Source organism: Dysgonomonas sp. Marseille-P4677 (assembly GCF_016652235.1).
Taxonomy (GTDB): Bacteria; Bacteroidota; Bacteroidia; order Bacteroidales; family Dysgonomonadaceae; genus Dysgonomonas.
In genome coordinates this window covers 1-17591 of record NZ_JAEPKU010000089.1, presented here as the reverse complement: position 1 = coordinate 17591, position 17591 = coordinate 1, and the positions used below count along the sequence as shown (strand labels likewise).

General features: G+C 34.6%; 15 protein-coding genes and 1 pseudogene. 2 read left to right on the top strand and 14 right to left on the bottom strand.

The annotated features are described in order from the left end of the window. Positions 1 to 225 precede the first annotated feature (225 nt). Positions 226 to 828, bottom strand: coding sequence for an RNA polymerase sigma factor (locus JGH11_RS14005; protein WP_201112831.1), 603 nt, complete (start codon positions 826 to 828; stop codon positions 226 to 228). 207 nt (positions 829 to 1035) lie between these two features. After that, a complete protein-coding gene (locus JGH11_RS14000; RefSeq protein WP_201112828.1) occupies positions 1036 to 2691 on the bottom strand; it encodes a helix-turn-helix transcriptional regulator in 1656 nt (551 codons plus the stop codon). Positions 2692 to 3011: 320 nt separating this feature from the next. Between JGH11_RS14000 and JGH11_RS13995 the strand changes: the two genes are divergently transcribed. Further along, positions 3012 to 4172 (top strand): FISUMP domain-containing protein, encoded by a 1161-nt coding sequence (locus tag JGH11_RS13995; RefSeq protein ID WP_201112826.1) that lies wholly within the window; start codon positions 3012 to 3014, stop codon positions 4170 to 4172. A 189-nt stretch (positions 4173 to 4361) separates the two neighbouring features. Here the strand turns inward: JGH11_RS13995 and JGH11_RS13990 are convergent, their stop codons facing one another. From JGH11_RS13990 to JGH11_RS13960, 7 genes are all read right to left on the bottom strand, one after another. Beyond that, on the bottom strand, positions 4362 to 4637 hold the full coding sequence (locus tag JGH11_RS13990; RefSeq protein ID WP_201112824.1) for an Imm17 family immunity protein: 276 nt from the start codon (positions 4635 to 4637) through the stop codon (positions 4362 to 4364). A gap of 204 nt (positions 4638 to 4841) precedes the next feature. Beyond that, positions 4842 to 5129 (bottom strand): hypothetical protein, encoded by a 288-nt coding sequence (locus JGH11_RS20600; protein WP_370567602.1) that lies wholly within the window; start codon positions 5127 to 5129, stop codon positions 4842 to 4844. 210 nt (positions 5130 to 5339) lie between these two features. Next, entirely contained in the window at positions 5340 to 6881 is a 1542-nt protein-coding gene (locus JGH11_RS13980; RefSeq protein WP_201112822.1) for an alpha-N-arabinofuranosidase, read from the bottom strand. Between the two features lie 156 nt (positions 6882 to 7037). Then, positions 7038 to 8660 (bottom strand): RagB/SusD family nutrient uptake outer membrane protein, encoded by a 1623-nt coding sequence (locus tag JGH11_RS13975; RefSeq protein WP_201112833.1) that lies wholly within the window; start codon positions 8658 to 8660, stop codon positions 7038 to 7040. Between the two features lie 19 nt (positions 8661 to 8679). After that, positions 8680 to 11961: a SusC/RagA family TonB-linked outer membrane protein gene (locus JGH11_RS13970; protein WP_201112820.1), complete on the bottom strand. Its 3282-nt coding sequence runs from the start codon at positions 11959 to 11961 to the stop codon at positions 8680 to 8682. 187 nt (positions 11962 to 12148) lie between these two features. After that, a complete protein-coding gene (locus JGH11_RS13965) occupies positions 12149 to 13153 on the bottom strand; it encodes a FecR family protein (RefSeq protein ID WP_201112818.1) in 1005 nt (334 codons plus the stop codon). 87 nt (positions 13154 to 13240) lie between these two features. Beyond that, a complete protein-coding gene (locus JGH11_RS13960) occupies positions 13241 to 13831 on the bottom strand; it encodes an RNA polymerase sigma-70 factor (RefSeq protein ID WP_201112816.1) in 591 nt (196 codons plus the stop codon). A 184-nt stretch (positions 13832 to 14015) separates the two neighbouring features. Here JGH11_RS13960 and JGH11_RS13955 point away from each other — a divergent pair, with 184 nt between their 5' ends. Then, positions 14016 to 14210 carry a hypothetical protein gene (locus tag JGH11_RS13955; RefSeq protein WP_201112814.1) on the top strand — a complete coding sequence of 65 codons (195 nt, stop codon included), beginning with the start codon at positions 14016 to 14018 and terminating at the stop codon, positions 14208 to 14210. Positions 14211 to 14301: 91 nt separating this feature from the next. Here JGH11_RS13955 and JGH11_RS13950 read toward each other — a convergent pair whose 3' ends face one another. The 5 genes and pseudogenes from JGH11_RS13950 to JGH11_RS20590 all read right to left on the bottom strand — a co-directional run bounded on the left by JGH11_RS13950 (position 14302) and on the right by JGH11_RS20590 (position 17051). After that, on the bottom strand, positions 14302 to 14778 hold the full coding sequence (locus JGH11_RS13950; protein ID WP_255561828.1) for a RagB/SusD family nutrient uptake outer membrane protein: 477 nt from the start codon (positions 14776 to 14778) through the stop codon (positions 14302 to 14304). A gap of 284 nt (positions 14779 to 15062) precedes the next feature. Further along, positions 15063 to 15162 (bottom strand): annotated as a pseudogene (locus JGH11_RS20595) (transposase); the annotation flags it as partial. A gap of 79 nt (positions 15163 to 15241) precedes the next feature. Continuing rightward, positions 15242 to 16102, bottom strand: coding sequence for a hypothetical protein (locus JGH11_RS13940; RefSeq protein WP_201112810.1), 861 nt, complete (start codon positions 16100 to 16102; stop codon positions 15242 to 15244). Between the two features lie 338 nt (positions 16103 to 16440). Continuing rightward, positions 16441 to 16944 carry a hypothetical protein gene (locus JGH11_RS13935; RefSeq protein ID WP_370567600.1) on the bottom strand — a complete coding sequence of 168 codons (504 nt, stop codon included), beginning with the start codon at positions 16942 to 16944 and terminating at the stop codon, positions 16441 to 16443. Then, positions 16941 to 17051, bottom strand: coding sequence for a hypothetical protein (locus tag JGH11_RS20590; protein ID WP_370567601.1), 111 nt, complete (start codon positions 17049 to 17051; stop codon positions 16941 to 16943). The genes JGH11_RS13935 and JGH11_RS20590 overlap by 4 nt, the downstream gene beginning before the upstream one ends. Positions 17052 to 17591 lie beyond the last annotated feature (540 nt).

Genomic DNA, 17591 nt, shown 5'->3' with positions numbered 1-17591 from the left:
TAGGAGCGCTTCCCTTATAAGGAGCTCTTTATCCAAGTTCGCCATTATAAAGCTATTCAGGGCTTCTTGGTTATCACTTTGTGCTAGTTGTACAAAGTGATTATCGAGTAAAAGGTCTTCTACTTTATCGTAATTTATCATCTAGGAGGTTTGACATTTTTATATAATACAATCGAAGATTGATTTTGTAATCAATCTTGCATACTTTTTTCCCTTTTTTTGAAATTAGTGTATATGGACAAATAGAATAAGAAGAATTAGTAAGTCTTTACTATTCTCCTTTCCTCTCGCTTTTACTATTGCCCGATGCAGTAGATTCCTAGCGGCCTGATCTGACAATGCCATTATCTGGGATATTTCTTCATAGTCCATTTGGTGCATGAAACGTAAGTAAATAATTTCTTTTTGTCGGGGAGTTAGTATAGACAAGATGTTTTTTATCCGGAGTTTGATATCTTCCTGCTTTTCCAATTCTTCTATTTCATCTGTTATAACTGAGTATTTTAGATCAAAATCGATTTGTTCAAAATCAGTGTGTCGATTCTCTACTTTTTTTATGTTAAGAAAAGCATTTCGTACAGATCGTAAAAGAAATGGCTTAATTGTAGACGAATCATTAATTAAATTAGGATTAGTATATAGTCGAACAAAAATATCTTGGATAATATCCCTTACTTTCTCAGATTCTATACCGAGACTTATTCCATAAGGGTACAGCATATTATAGCTCAGTCTATAAAAATCGGAAAAAGCATTTATATCTCCATTTATAAATGAAAGCCAATAGTCCGATAGGGTGTCTTTTTTATTTATGGATGGAGAAGGCATTGTCAATATTTATAATTAAAAACAATGCAAATATAATAAACTGTTTTTTGAACAAACTGTTTTTTATCACTCTTATTTTGAGGAGGAGATACCACTCGCTTATTATACTATTTGATAAATACTTTTCGTAATAGATTTTCCTGATATTCTGATTTTTTCAAATTTTATTCAGATAAAATTTGAGTACTATGATAAAAAATCAAATATTTAACCATTGCTGTCCAATTCAGACTTGGTTTGTCTGAGTTCGTTAGGAGACATGCCGAATCTTTCTTTAAATAGCTTGTAAAAAGTAGAACTGGAGGCAAATCCTGCTTCGTACATAATCTGATTTACAGGAGCAGATTCATTTACTATCAGCTGTAGTCGTGCGTAATCTAATCTGTAATGATTGATATATTCAAGGAAGGTTTTACCTGTTTCGGCTTTAATGGCATCAGTTAAATAGCTTCGATTAGTATTAAGTTGCTCGGATAAATCTTCTCTCGTTAGATTCGGATTTTTAAATATCTCACTTTCGTTTATATAGGTTTCTATTTTCTTGAATAATTGTAACTCTTTACTATCGGACTCTGGTGATTCTTGTTTCTCCATAAAGAATCTTTTTTCCTTAGAGGTATATTTATCTAACTCTATATATTGTTTAAAAAGATTTTTATTCTTGTCTTTAATTTTCTTATTGCTCCGCTTAATAAGAAATAAAATTATGAAAAGAAGGATTAAAATGGCAACCAATCCAATGTTGATAGCTCGACTTTTTTCGAGTCTGGCTTTATCTTTATCTCTTTCTATTGCAATCTTTTCTAGTTCATAAGTTTTGGTTAATTGAGCAATTTGTAATGGCAGGTTTATTTGATTGATAGAATCTTGATATTGCGTCCATTCCTTTTGTAAAAACAATGCTTCTTTAAATTTCCCCAGCTCTTCAAGAGCTGTTATTCTTAATTTTATAATACGATCATCCAGATATTTCTGTGGCTGCTCTTCTGTAAAGTATTTTGATGCAGAATTTAAATAATGCAAAGCTTTATCATATTCTTTCTGTAAGAGGTAATATTCTCCCCACGTACAATTTACGGTTTCATATGTAGACCTTAATGATTCATTATATGGTATTTGATTTATTTTATCCAAAAAAAATTTTACTTTCGATGCATTTTTTATGCAAACATATATAGAAGCATAATTATTATAATTTAGAATTTTTAGATCGCTAATAAAAGGTTCCTGTAGTTCATTTTCATGTCGAGCTATTAGTTTATCCATCGTAGCACAAGTTTCTAGAGCTTTATCATATTCTTTGTTATTGGTGTAGGCTACTATAAGATAGTAATATAAAATTAGTTTTTGGAATGGGATAGGGGCTTTATCCAATTTTGATTGTTCTATTCCTTGAAGGACTGTTTTTTTTGCAAGATCATAATTATTTGTAGCCAAATAAGCTTCTGTCAATAAACCGTAGTCAACAAATGTATAAGGTGCATTTTTGCTTTCCAGGTAAAGCTTAATGTAATGTATTGCCAATTCATAGTAACCATAGAAAAGATATATTCGACCAATATAGAAGTATGTCTTATTCGGATTTTGAATATCATGTTCTGAATATATCCAATTAGCCAGTTCCCCATAATATATAGTGCTATCGAGGTTGTTTTGAAGCATAAAACATTTAGATAGTAAACTTTTACTTTCAGCCAAATATCTTATGTTTTTTTGTTTTAGGGCTTCTTCTTCAACTCTTCTTGCAATCTTAAATAATTCGTCTGTTTCAAGATGTAGGTTTGCTAGTTTAAACAATAATTCTAGTTTTTTTTCTCCGTTAGCTTTTTCTATCTCCAAATTTAGGCTGTCAATTTTAGCCATTTGAGAGTATGATTGTATACTCAAAGAAAAAACAATTGAGGTAATTATAAGCCTAATTTTATGAATGTTCATGTGTATACTATTTGGGCGAGCGAAGATCGTAAAAAAAGAATAAATAAGAAACGATATTTGCTTTTTTAAGTATGCTGTGATTCAAATGTTTGCTTGTTGCGGATAAAGTATTGCGCTCTTAGGAATATGCTTTTTGTTATTATGGAGTTCTTTTTGCGATGATAGGAGTTGCTCTGATATTATGATTAATATATTTGTCCGCCAATAAAATCAAATTTTACAAAACTACCATTAAGATTAATATGATAATGAAAAGACAAAATTGTTTTATAATACTTCTTGTATTATATTGTTTACCCTTCACTGGTATATATGCGCAAGTTACAATTGGTTCAGGGCTTGCTCCCAATAAAGGTTCTATTTTAGATCTGAAAGAATATAAGTCAGTAGATTCAAATAAAACAACAGCAACAAAGGGGTTGATGCTACCACGTGTTGAACTTACAGATTTTACCAATCTATATCCTATGTTTTTAGAAGATAATGACTATAAAGAGAATAATGCAGGGAAAAAAGATTCAGAAGATGCATTGCATACAGGATTGACAGTCTATAATATATCTAAAGATTATTGTAAGGAAGTGTATCCTGGTGTATATGTATGGAATGGGCAAGAGTGGATATTAGTAGGGGAGTACCCTTTTCCTGCTGAAGTTGATATGTTGGTTGATGATCGAGATCCCGCTAATGTTCAGAAATACAGAATTGGTAAGTTTGGAGATGCCGGTTGGTGGATGCTCGAAAATCTGAGGGCGACTACATGGCCTAAAAATAGTACCGAAGGTGTAGATGTTGGCGATCTAGTTTTGGAAAAACCTGTTACTGTATCAATTGATCCTGTATATAAACCTACATATTATTATCCCAAAGAAGATCCTGCAGACCTAGCGGCTAACCCTCATCATGGCTATATGTATAGCCTGCATGCAGCATTAAGAATTACTCATGCAAATTTTCTTGATAATACATTTGAACTATCAGGTAGACAAGGTATTTGTCCGGATGGATGGAGATTGCCTACATGGGATGATTGGAGGAAATTGGCTTTTTCAAAAGAGAAAAATTCTACAATTGTTGATGGAGAAGTATACTTAAATCCTTGTAAATATGCACATAGTGATATTAATGTAAATACAGGGGTAAATATGATTTCTATGGAAGATTCACCCAAAGGAAAAAGTCGTATTCCAGACCATGGAGGGTTTAATGGTAACCTACTAGGAAGAATTACTTCCGATCGAGGTTCTATTGAAGTTGGCTCTCTCGCTTATTTTTGGTTAGGTCATAGAGATACAACATTAGGTAACCCTTTTACAGGAGCATTAGCAGAGTATCTTAATTTTGCTGCATATTATCAACCAATGGCGAGTCGTACCCAAATTTCTGTCCGATGCGTAAGAAATGATTAAGTTTGCTCAGAATCAAAGATTATTGTGTCAATGAGATGTAGATAATACTGTTCTATCTATATATAATAAATACCTTACGATGTAAAGAGAGCTTTAGCTCTCTTTTTTGTCTTGATTTGTAAATGTTTAGGGGGACATCAGAATAAATTCTTATTCTAGATTTCGATTTAAATGAATATTAACCTTTTCTTAGGTTATATTCTGATTCGTCCATATCCAAACGATTCCTGAGCCGATTATAATAATTGATATTATCCCGCAGAATATACGCCCTGCTTTTCTACCGAACAGGTTAATTATTCCATCTAATTTTGTTAAACTATAATTCGAACGTTCAATATCTTCAAAAATAATATTCCAGTCAAATATAGCAGCTAACAATAAAAATATGCCAAAGGCTATGATTAGTAATCCCATCACTAGCGGATTAGAAGCGAGATATTCATGGACTTCTTCATTTGTCATATTAATATTACTTTTTTGTTTTATAGGTGATCTTATCCTTCAAAGATATTATATATTTTAACACATTATTGATCTATTTATGTTAATTACAGTAAAACGTATTACTGTTGCCGTCTACTAATTAAGTAAACGGTATATGAAAAATTCTGTAAATTAATCAAGTATCACTTTTTTAGATGTTATTGTTGTTATATGGTTCAAATTTCAGTTTCTTAAAAAGTTAGTGAAGCAAAGTGAGAGGACATTAGGTAGTTGTCGGTAAAGTTTGTACGAAAAGCGTAGGATAGGTTTCCCAAGAGATTTGTCAAATTCGATATCAATTTTTCTGGCATTTTCGCTGGAGCAATATCCAACACATCTACTTAACGAGGCAGACAAAGAAAAGAATGAAGTATGCCTTTGTGCGTAAGCAATAGCACCTCTACCGCCCATAGATAATCCAGCAATGGTGCAATTATTTTTATTTGCAAAAGTTCTGTAAATTTTATCGATATAAGGTATTTAACTCTTGAAAAAAAGATTTTCGTATTTCGAGTAGGGAACATAAAAGTATCCCATATTCTTTCTATATTTTAGCTAAATTCTTTTAAATATCTGGGAAGTAGAAATTATACTTGTTAAAATTTGACGCTTGTATCGTTTTAAAGGATGTAAATACAAGCGTCAAATATGTTAGTAATGCTAAACAAGCCGTTTCTTTATCTATTTTATTTCAAGAACAACGATTGATTTGGCAGGCAATTTGATATTTAGCTTGCCGTTTTCTATTTTGGCACTAGTAAAGGTTTCAGGTTTTACTAGATTCGGATTTTCAAAAGTATTGTGATCTTCAATATTTTTTGAAGTCAGAATATGTCCTTTTACGCTACTTATTTTAGTATCAGAGACATCTATATTTACATTTTGTTCAGCATTCAGGTCTATATTAGCTAAAGTAATGTGTGTCAATCCGTCTTTTTGTGATGCGGAAGCATTAACTAATGTTACATTACGACCTCTTATTTCTTTTGTTTCCGAGATAATATCCATTGGCAGATAAGTAGCATCCTGATGCACGCGGTACATATCAAAGACATGGTAAGTAGGGGTCAGGGTCATTTTATCATCTTTAGTTAAGATCATAGATTGTAGTACATTAACGACCTGGGCTATATTGGCCATTTGAATACGATCTCCATACTTGTTGAACACATTTAATGTAAGAGCTGCAACAAAAGCATCGCGCATAGTATTTTGTTGATACAGGAATCCCGGATTCGTACCCGGTTCTACATCCCACCATGTACCCCATTCGTCTACCATGAGTCCTATTTTTTTATCTTTGTCATATTTATCCATGATAGTCATATGCTTTTGAATGACTTCCTCTATTTCAAGACATTTACCCATTGTCCAATAATAATCATCTGGTGTAAACTTTGTTGCTGAACCTTTGCTGCCACTCCATCCTGTAACTGTATAGTAATGAAGTGAAAGTCCGTCCATTTTCTTACCGGCCTTCTTCATTAACACATCGGTCCAATCGTAATCGTAATCACTCGCTCCACTAGCTATTTTGAATAGTTTGTTGTCATCAAAATTACGGCAGTAAACGGCATACCGGCGATATAAATCGGCATAATAGTCGGGAAGCATATCTCCTCCACAACCCCAACTTTCATTTCCAACTCCCAAATATTTTACTTTCCATGCTTTATCTCGTCCATTCTTACGGCGGAGATTTGCCATTGGACTATCCCCGTCGGATGTCATATATTCTACCCATTTGGCTAGTTCTTCGACAGTTCCACTACCTACATTTCCACTTATATATGGTTCGCATTCAAGTAATTCGCATAGGTTTAAAAATTCGTGGGTGCCGAAACTATTGTCTTCTACTACTCCTCCCCAGTTATTATTAACCATCTTTGGGCGATTTTCTTTCGGACCTATGCCATCCATCCAGTGATATTCATCAGCAAAACATCCGCCGGGCCAACGTAGATTAGGTATCTGAAGTTTCTTCAGAGCGTTTAGAACATCGGTACGATAACCTTTTGTATTGGGGATTTTCGAATCTTCTCCGACCCATAATCCGCCATAGATACATGCACCGAGGTGTTCGGCAAAATGGCCATAGATATGCTTGCTGATAATTTGTTTACCTCTTTCAGGGTAAATACGGATAGATACCTCTTTCTGCTGAGAGAAAACTGATAAGGAACTTACTAAAACAAAAGCGATAAGTAAAAGTCTTTTTTTCATTTGGTTTTATAATTATAGATTTAATGATTCTTGAGCATATATTATTCTATACCGTTTACAATTATAAGTAATTATAGTGGATGAATAGTCTGTCGATTACATTTTAGTAGTTATAACCGATAGTATATCCAGATACTATCGGTTATAAACATTGTATTAATATCCCGGGTTTTGAGTCAAATTGCTATTGGTTAGTATCTTAGAATGAGGTATAGGATACAAACTACGGTAATCTCCATTCGGCTCATGAGAAAACCATGACTTTTTTGTATATACTCCGAAACGGATCATGTCTTGACGCCGCCGCCCTTCTTGTGTAAATTCCCAAGCAAGTTCATCCAGAAAACGACCATATTTTATATCACTTCCGCCTTCGTGAGTCGTTCTTTCCGTATCTCTCAATCCATAATCATAAACACTGCCTTTGAGTAAATCGGCACCAGTTACAATTGCTTTAGACGGGTTGTCTTTGAAATTACGCTCTCTGACCTTTGTTACTATTATCGCGGCGTCATTTTCTTTGCCAAGTCGCATCAAAGATTCAGCTTTCATAAGTAAAATATCTGCATAACGGAATTGTGGCCAGTCGTTACTTAAGCGGTTTGTACTACCTGGTGCGTATTCGAATTTACCCCAACGAAATCCATGTATTTCCTGTGATTCATCTATGCTTGGCACTTCATTAATATAGGCCAATGGTTGTCCGGACATAGAGCCCATTGTGCACATTATCTCTTCTCCTGTCGATGTATATTGCTGTCCTTGTATAAAGTTCTTTTTCAGACGGCTATCATCAGGGTCGAAGGTGTTGATATATTGAGGTGTGCAACAAACGCCACCCCATGGGACATTTAGAAAATTGTAAGTAGCTTGATTGCTTGGTTGCAATGTATACATGTGAAAATCGAATGCGTTCCAGTCAGTTACATAAGTTTCGTCGAATGGTAATGCAAAGATTATCTCTTTAGAATTTTCATTCTTTGTAATAAATACAGCGCTTTGGTCAGATTCCAGTTCGTATTTATTAGCTGCTATAACCTTATCGCAAGCATCGATACAATCTTGCCAATGAGCAGTCCCGCTCCAGATTTCTGCATTTAAATACATCTTTGCTAAAAGAGTATACGCTGCCCATTTGTTGAATCGTCCATAATAATTGCCCCATGCTTCTTCCGAGAGTTTATTTATATTCTCAGTAATTTCTTTGATTATAAACTCGTAAACTTGCTTCTGCGTCGATTGTTCCGGGAGAAATCCTTCGGGTACATCGAATTTATCTACAATAGGTACATTACCATAAAGATCGACTAATATATAATAATAAGAAGCTCGAAGTACTTTCAGCTCGGCAATAATTTCCTCTTTTCCTTCGGGTATAGATATTTCTCCGGACTCTATTTGATAGAGGACGCGATTACACGTGTTTATTCCGGAATAAGTTCTCTCCCACGGATTTAATACAATTTCATCTTGTGTTGTCCATTTATGTTGATGCATACGTTTATAAATACCACCGTCTACCCATCCGTTGGGACGTGCAGGGAGGACGTCTTGATCGGCCGGAAGTTCCTGTGCACGTACTACACCATTCCATAGCAACATCGTTTCGCGCCAGGGTACATATGCCGCACCTACCAGAGCATTAAGGTCATCTCCTTTTGGTTCGAACTGTGATGCTATGACTCTATTGTAACTCTCATCCAGCAGATCTGTGCAAGAGGTTGTTATACCTAAAGCTATAATCGAACAAAGACCAAAAGTTAATATTTTTGTTTTCATCATGAATAAGTTTTAATGGTTAGAATTTGATGTTAACACCAAAGGTATATGACCTTATACTTGGATATTGATCGCGGTTGTCGTAACCCGGTGCGAGTCCTGTACTGCTTACTTCGGGGTTTATTCCTTTATATCCAGAGATGGTCAATGTATTCAGGCTAGATAGGTATAAACGCATTGATTTTATATATTTAATGCCCAGATTGTTTATTGTATAGCCAAGTGTCACATTGTCTATTTTCCAATAATCACCATTTTCTACATAATAACTATTGAATTCACCTGGTACAACTTTATTTAGGATCGCTTTTCCATATATTTTGTCATAGGCGGATTGCAAACGATTGTATTGTTCCAGATTTGTATTTTCGTAATACATACGTGCTCCATTGATAATTTGAAATTTAAATGCACCACGCATACTGATATTCAGATCGAAGTTTTTGTAACGGATGCTGTTATTCCAGCTTGCATAATATTTAGGCAAGCCATTACCTATTACTTTCTTATCATCTATTGAATGGGTGAATTGATCATATGGTACCAAATTGCCATCTTTATCTTCGTATATCCATTTACCATCGTCGCTTATATCTACAACTTTATAGCCGTAGAAGTTCCCGATAGGTTCTCCTACTTTTACAATATGGGATTCTGTTTTCACCGGTTCAGAAATCCAACCTGGTAAAAAGTAATCGGTTGATGTCTGATACATATCATTTGATAGACTAATCAACTTATTTGAGTTGGTTGAAAACGTTGCTGTTGTGTTCCATTCAATATCTTTATTGCGTATAGGAGTAACGCTGATTAAAACTTCAACTCCGCTGTTTCTCATTTTGCCTACATTTGCACGAGTAGTAGGATATAAGTTCGGAGGAGTAGGCACGGCGTAGTCATACAATAGGCCATCAATATCCCTGTTATAATAATCGATACTACCTGTTATACGCCCTTTTTTTAGACTAAAATCAAGCCCTATATTCGTTTCTTTCTTCTCTTCCCATTTCAAATAAGGGTTTGCATTTTGCGAAGGGTTGATCGTCTGTATCCATTTACCATTACTGTAGAAATATGAGCCATAGCTTAATAGAGCAACGCCCCGAAAAGAATCACTTGGTTGTGATCCGGTAACACCATAACCAGCCCGAAGTTTCAAGTCATCAAAAATGTGTTGATCTTGCATAAATGATTCGCCTGTTATTCTCCATCCAAGTGATACCGAAGGAAAAGTTCCCCATGGACTCTTTGTACCCCATAGCTGACTTGCAGCTTCGTGACGGAGGCTTGCCATCAATAAGTATTTGTCCTGATATGAATAAGTAGCGCGTCCGAAGAATCCGATAAGATTTGTTCTCTCTTTGCTAGTACTCATCCCAGCCAAACCTTCTTTCAGAGCAGCTCCAATACCCATATTGTGCCAGCTAAAATAATCAGTTTGAAAGTTGTAATTGGACATGTAGTTATCTTCAAAGTCTGTTTCCTGATAGCTATAACCTCCTAAAACCATAAATTTATGCCCCGATATTTCTTTCGAATATTGAGCTGTTAATTCCAGTAATTTCTCCATTCTTGTATAGAAACCGGATGAAGACCAGCCATTAAGTCCGTCACGAACTGTTGATATATGATTTTTTGTTTCATAATATCCATGGCTTCTGTTTGTGCGTGTATAAGAAAATAGTGCGTTTAGTTTTAATTCGTTTATTGGATCTAGGGTTATATTTCCCGTATAGCGGGTTTCATTATTTTTTATATTTCCATCCGATTCTAAAAGCCGCGCTACCGGGTTTTCATATTCAAATAAATTTGGATTTTCATACCAGCTTCCATCTGCATTCTTTACAGGATCAGTCGGATTATGAATCAACGATTGTCGATAAGTATAACCATTAAAACTCCCGGTATTACTAGTCGAACTAAATTGATTTTGTTTGCCTAATATACTGAAGTTTAACTTCAATTTATCATCCAGCATTCTGTGATTAATTTCTATGCGACCTTGAAATACACTGTTATCTGATTCTTTAAAAACTCCCTGTAGTGAACGATAATTCAAATTGGCTATATAATTTGTGCTACCTGTGCCTCCTTTTAACGATATGTTATGTACATGACTGAATGGTGTACGGGTAATTTCGTCTAACCAATCCGTACTGGCTCCATGATCCCAAGAGGCATCGCGAGTACCATCGGCAATCTGATTGCGGTAATCTTCTGCAGTAAGCATCTTCAGCCGTTTTACAATTTGAGATGTACTTATATATCCGCTATACTCCACTTCGTTTATCTGTGCACCTTTGGCTTTCTTGGTTGTAATCAGAATTACTCCATTTGTTCCGCGTGTACCATAAATTGCAGCTGCAGAACCGTCTTTTAGTACATCTACACTTTCTATATCTTCCGGAGCCACAGTATTAAAGCTACCCGGTACGCCATCTATTAATACAAGAGGATCGGAATTTGCCCCTAATATTGTAGTATTACCACGTAATAATACTTGAGTGCCGGAGGTTGGATCTCCACTAGGATTAATGATAGTCATACCTGCTACTTTACCCTGTATCAACTGCCCCGCGTCTTTTACTGCCCCTTTTATAAATTCCTCAGATTTTATACTGGCTACAGAACTCGTAATATCTCCTTTACGCTGTGTTCCATAACCGATAACTACAACTTCATTAAGATCGTTGAGATTTTCGTTCAAAGTAAGATTGATAACAGATTTATCTTTTACTACAACCTCTTTTGTTTCATAGCCGATATATGAAAATACTAAGGTCTCATCTCCAGAAATATCTAATTGGTATTTACCATATTCGTCCGTAATTGTACCTTTGGTTGTACCTTTTACAGTAACTGATACGCCGATAAGAGGTTCATTGTTGATATCGAGTATCGTTCCTGATATTTTATCTGGCTGCTGCTTAGTTGCTTGTGGTGCTTGGTGTGTCGTTGCGCCTATACTGACAGCAATGGTGTTATCGTTTTGTCTAAATACGAGTCCTGTTTGTTTGGATATCTCATTTAAAACACTATTTAGTGTTCCACTTTTTATATCTATTGATATATTTTTTACTTTTTCCAATACAGATTCTTCAAATATAAATTTAAGATCTGTTTGGCTGGTTATTGATGCAAGAATACTTTTTATTGGAGCATTTGTGTGTTTCAATGTAATCCTCTTATCCTGATATTTTTCATAAATAATATTATTTGCATACACAGGACCAGAGAATAAAGGAAACAGCATAATTGCCGATAGAACAATTATTATCTGTTTTTTTAAAATTAAATTCATAATTTTGTGATGTTTAAGAGTTAACATTTCTTTTAAACTAAACTTTTCCTGATAATCATTTTTGGTAAACTTGGTATTTTCAGGGAAAAGTGTGAGCAGTGATGTAATAATTGCTGCTCATTCATTTTTCTGGTATTTTTCATTTTTTCATAGGCAACTGTATGTTTGTTATAGATAATGGTGATTATTAATAAAGAATAATATTATTTCCATCTTTCTTTTGTTTCAAGTTGGTTATAAAGCAAATAGACTCTAAAACAGATTCTAGACTTTTGTTATCATGTTCTCCCGTTATGGTATATTCCTCACTAGGGTTTTCCAGTATAATATTTACCGCGTACTTTCTATTTAGGGTGTTGATAACATCTTTAACAGGAGCTTTATCAAAGTACAAATATCCGTCTCTCCATGAAGAGGCTTGCAATACATCTTTTTTGCTTTTCTGAAAAAAATGGTTCTTCTTATTGATCCATAATTCTTCATTAGAAGTCAGTTGTATAGAGCTATTTTCATCGAGAATGCTAACCGATACAGTTCCTGTCGATATTGTGACTCCGATCCATTCATCTTCATTATAGCTTCTTACATTAAATGATGTTCCAAGAACTTTAATTGAAATTTGCCCGGTATTTATAATAAAAGGTCTTTCTTTATCGGGTGTAATATTGAAAAAGGCTTCACCAATAAGCTCTACAACTCGTTGATTCTCTTCAAAAGTTTCGGGGTATTTCAAAGTACTGGCAGAATTAATGTATATATCAGACTCGTCGGATAGTTTTATTTTCTTTTTTTCTCCAACCGGTATTGAAATATCACATATTTTTTTCTCTGTATGTTCTCTATTTATATAAAGATATGTTGAGGTTGAGATTGCCGCGATTATAACAAGTGATGCCACATAGCGTATAATATAGTGTACTTTAAACCTGAAACGGGGAGTTGCAGATTCGTATTTTTTCGAATTGACAATAATATTTGATGCTTCATTATAGAGTTCTGATCTTTCTTGAATATTAGCATCCCCATTTTGTTTCATGCTTTCTATCCATTTTTCCTCAAGCTTCCTTTCGAATTCAGATATTCCTTTTTTATGAAATATACTTTCCATTAAATCGATAAAGTCCTGTTTGGAAAACGTATTATTTAGGTAGCGATCTATAATCTTTTCTATATTTAGGTCCTTTTTGCGCATTCTTGATGGTGTTTATATATGTAATACAATTAATTCGTGCTCAACTGGGGGTGTAAACGAAGAAAAGTTTTAAAAGCCTTATTTTTACTAGTAAAAAAGGAATAATAATGGGAGGCAGAAATGGATGTCAGTATGCGATGATAGATATCTTTTTATGGACTTTAACGATTCCGAAATATGTTCTTGAACGGTATAAATTGAGATATTTAATGTTGTAGCAATTTCTCTATGCGACATATGTTCTATTCTGCTTAATACAAACACCTTTTTTCTGACAGGAGGTAATTTGTTTACTGCTGCTTTGAAAAGGCTTTTATATTCGGAGTCTATAATTTCATTATCGGTAGGTGTATGTTCAAATAGACTCTTGCTCATGATAAGATTCATTATATTTTCTTCAATGCTATACCTTTTCAATATATTCAGTATTCTATTCTTTGTTATAGTGAAAAGATAAGATGAAAAATTACAATTAGAATCAATGAAAAAACGGCTTTCCCAAAGGTGAGTAAATATATCTTGTATAGTATCTTCTGTAAGATCTCTGTCTTTCAAAAACTTTAGAGTAAACGAGAATAAACGTTTTTTGTAGCGTATGTATAGCTCGCAAAAAGCATTTTCATCACCTTTTGAAAGTAATTCTGCAAGATGTTTATCTGTTTCTTCTTTATAAATCATCTATACTAGATTCAAAGTTATTTAACAAAAGTATGAATGATAAGTGTAAATGTGACATTTAATTATATGTTCTAAAACAGAACTATAAGAAATCACTTTAGAGAAGATTACAGTTTTTACCATGTAGTTTCTTATTCACCCGAAATAGGTGGTGTAGAGCTCAAAGGTACACATCAGAGATATAATGATGATAAAAAGATACCATATTGGACCTTTAATGCATCAGCTACCTCTAATAGCTTTGGCATTGATAAAACTAGCACAATTTGTCGAAGAGCCAAAGAAAAGTGAATATTTGGATGTAGCAGAAAAACAATTGAGTATGCTTGATTCTCCTGAGTATACAGCAGAACTTGGAAAAATGAAAAGCTGGTTGTGAAAAATTGTCATCAAGCAAAGGAAGTGCGGCTTCAATATCCCTGTTGATAAGTTCATATACTTTTGCAACGATTCCGCGTTCATATTTAGGATTAACTGCCGTTTCGGGAAGCCTCCATGTCTGGAATCCCCAAATCAGTATTGCTGCTTACCGGATTGTAAGCGATACAAAATGTATTTGCCAGTATAAAATGACCGAAAGCGCGGCATAACAGGGCTTCTGCCTTAGAACCTTCGGTTTCTTCGGGATTACCTAACTCTTCTATTGCCGCCAACGCCTGATTAGCTGAGGCAATGGCTTTATAGGTTACACCCCATACACGTTGCGGGATGTCCCAATATAGATCGGTAACATCCTGATATTTATAAGATTGAATAGCTGTCTGCTCTGATTCGGATACACTGTAAAGGGGACCGTTGTCGGTAATATTGTCCGACACCATTTCATACATCAGCACAGGCATTTCGGAAGGATAAGCCGAAACCAGTATCTGGGCGATCTTTTGTGGATTATTCAATTCGGCCCGTTTGTCGGGTAATGTGTCGAGGAAATCATCGCACGATACCAGTGTAAATACGGATAATAGGACGATTGCTATATCGTTCTTTTACATATATTTGTGATATGCTAAAATTAGTAGCGATCATGAAATACTGCAAAATCCGAAAGAATCCTAAGCAGTTGCTCTCATTGACAGGTTTTACAGATGTAGAGTTTGAGGCATTTCTACCGACCTTTAAGAAACTGTTTAAATTTGTATCAATTATTTTACAGGTCACAATTTGATTCTATTCGCCATAATCGAAATGAAAGCGAGATACACCATTGTTTCGCTCTTTTGGGTACAATATTTATAGTCCTTAGCAAGCCGTCTAAAGTTTTCTAACCAAGAAAAGGAACGTTCTACCACCCAGCGCATGGGTAAGACTTCAAACCCTACAGCCTTATCAGACTATAAACCCATTTGTTGTGGCCAGGTTGTAAACAACCAGCCCGGTGTTTGTACCGGGCTGAAATAATTATATAACCATTTAATTGAAATCATCTGCGGGTGCTTCTAAGGGGGGGGTACATTCAATGCGGGCTGGTGGGTAAGCAAATATAAAAGCATCATGTCCTAACGCTATATTATGCAATAACCAATAATTAAGTGTATAATAGGCATCTCCGTTCATATTTATGAATAAATCAGTATTATATCCTTTTTGTCGAGCAAAAGATAGCATTTTATCAAAGTTATCATCAAATCCGAATCTAGTATTATTACCATCAATGATAACGTCTGTTGTACTTCTGTTATGAGTTTTGTCATAGCTCTTTTGTACCATTATTCCCCTTAATTCATAAGGACTATATTCGACACCCTCATCTAATAGAACAACAGGACCTATTTCACCATAAGCTTCTATTATTTCAAATACAACGGGGAATCGTTGTTTTAAAACATTTCTAAATTCAATAATACTTGCACGATCGCAATAATTTACCGTTCTTAATTTAGATAAAACCTCTTTTCCAAGCCAAAAATGGTCATTAAGATTTGTCTTATCATACATTGGGTTAGCATAAGAAAGAGGTGGTGGTATGGTAACCGCGTCTGGGTTAAGGTCAGGACGAGGTTGATCAGAATAGGGACCACCAGCCCCCTCTCCTAAACATTCCGTTAATTTTTGCATGTTTTTATCTTTATAGAATTGTTCCCAACATCTCGCATACGTTGCAGATTGACTCTTATCATCTGAGTTGACGATAGAGCTTTGTTCAGACTTTTTAATTGGTATACTACCGTTGTCTAAATTGTTTTCATAGGCTTCATCGTGTCGTGTACAGTTCATAATGGTTAGTGATAAAAAGGCAATCACTAAAATAGAAGTAATGATAATTCTTTTCATGATTCTGTTTTTTTAAGTTAACGATTTTCAAATTTACTTAATTTAGCTATATGAGTTCATCTTATCAATAATATTGATATGTTAGACATTATATATAATAAGCTTTGAGGTATGTGATTATCAGTTTATTACAAATGTAAATTTTAAATACCTTATTCCCAGTATGTTGAAGAATGGTGTATCCATTAAGTATCTGATAATCATATAAAATAAACTCTTATTCAATATAAACTCTATTAAGTGATTCAATAGGCATTATATTCAATAAAGTTATATATGGTTCAAAATCAACGAAATTGAAATACTGAAATTATGTAGACCGCAAGCAATAAGCATGACTAAATCGTCAAAGCCGAACTTGCGGCATCTGAAACGCTCTTTGACCTGCGCAATACATCAGGAAAATTAAGCCATCCTTTCTTTTCCAATTCTTTGTAAATGCTCATCTGGTCTTGTGAATTCATAATATTGAAATTACGGTAGCTGGGTTTCATGCGGGAAGTCAGTTCAGCGGTATAATTTACACTTGATGTTCCTGCCCTCCCTCGTTTAGTGGTAACAACAATAACGCCTGACATGGCGCGTGCTCCATAGATAGAAGTAGCTCCACGTATACGAATTTTCAGAGCTGTTCCAAAGGTACCCGAGACGTTTTGAACTGACACACCAGCCGAACGTCCTTCTAGGGGGCGACTAATGTCAGAAACGCCACTCAGCATCATTTTGTCCGCTTCTAGACGATCGGCTGCTCCACTAAACATACGTTTATCGGTGCGAGTCATACCTGTCACTACAACTTCTCCTAAAAGGCTTGCGGCTGAAGGTGTCATTGCGACCTTCATGTTTCAACTACAGGCACTTCCTGAGACTCGTAGCCTACATAACTAAAACTAAGGTTCTTTACATTTTCTGCTACTTTAATAACAAATTTACCCTCAATATCGGTAATTGTAGCGATAGTTGTTCCTTTGATAAAAACAGTGAAAAAAAGAAGATGGTGGCTAGTTTTTTCATACGCATTTTAGTTTTATATTAGCTAATCGGGATATAGATTCTTACTTAAATGCAATAAGAGACACGCGACTTCTTTAGGAAATCACATGTCTATCAATCAATCCCATGTAAATTGTATACTTTGGAGTGTCTATCTAAAGACATATATCGTTCACGAATGGACAATGCAACTTTTCTGTAAATCTTATAAGACCTACAGAAAAAAGCTTTGTGGTAAATTATAAAGTCTCTCTCTCTAATAAAATATTGCTAAATACCAAATTTTCAGACAGTAATGATTGTCTTGAAATTGTATATTCTATATGTATTTGAATCGTTAAATTCATTCTACTAAAAGGATTTTGCCTAAAGGATTCTTATCGTTTTACAATAATAAGATTATTTTCACAAATAATAACTAAGAAGGGTGTCTTTTCTTTGTTTTCTATGACAATTTAACATATTGTTCGTTTGTATTATTTGCAGAGAGAGATGC

Coding starts and splice junctions, on each gene's coding strand:
- JGH11_RS13940 (WP_201112810.1), bottom strand. CDS start 16,102: ATGAAAAGAATTATCATTACTTCTATTTTAGTGATTGCCTTTTTATCA.
- JGH11_RS13975 (WP_201112833.1), bottom strand. CDS start 8,660: ATGAAAACAAAAATATTAACTTTTGGTCTTTGTTCGATTATAGCTTTA.
- JGH11_RS13995 (WP_201112826.1), top strand. CDS start 3,012: ATGAAAAGACAAAATTGTTTTATAATACTTCTTGTATTATATTGTTTA.
- JGH11_RS13960 (WP_201112816.1), bottom strand. CDS start 13,831: ATGATTTATAAAGAAGAAACAGATAAACATCTTGCAGAATTACTTTCA.
- JGH11_RS14005 (WP_201112831.1), bottom strand. CDS start 828: ATGCCTTCTCCATCCATAAATAAAAAAGACACCCTATCGGACTATTGG.
- JGH11_RS13980 (WP_201112822.1), bottom strand. CDS start 6,881: ATGAAAAAAAGACTTTTACTTATCGCTTTTGTTTTAGTAAGTTCCTTA.
- JGH11_RS13965 (WP_201112818.1), bottom strand. CDS start 13,153: ATGCGCAAAAAGGACCTAAATATAGAAAAGATTATAGATCGCTACCTA.
- JGH11_RS14000 (WP_201112828.1), bottom strand. CDS start 2,691: ATGGCTAAAATTGACAGCCTAAATTTGGAGATAGAAAAAGCTAACGGA.
- JGH11_RS13970 (WP_201112820.1), bottom strand. CDS start 11,961: ATGAATTTAATTTTAAAAAAACAGATAATAATTGTTCTATCGGCAATT.
- JGH11_RS13990 (WP_201112824.1), bottom strand. CDS start 4,637: ATGACAAATGAAGAAGTCCATGAATATCTCGCTTCTAATCCGCTAGTG.
- JGH11_RS13935 (WP_370567600.1), bottom strand. CDS start 16,944: ATGAAGGTCGCAATGACACCTTCAGCCGCAAGCCTTTTAGGAGAAGTT.
- JGH11_RS13955 (WP_201112814.1), top strand. CDS start 14,016: ATGATGATAAAAAGATACCATATTGGACCTTTAATGCATCAGCTACCT.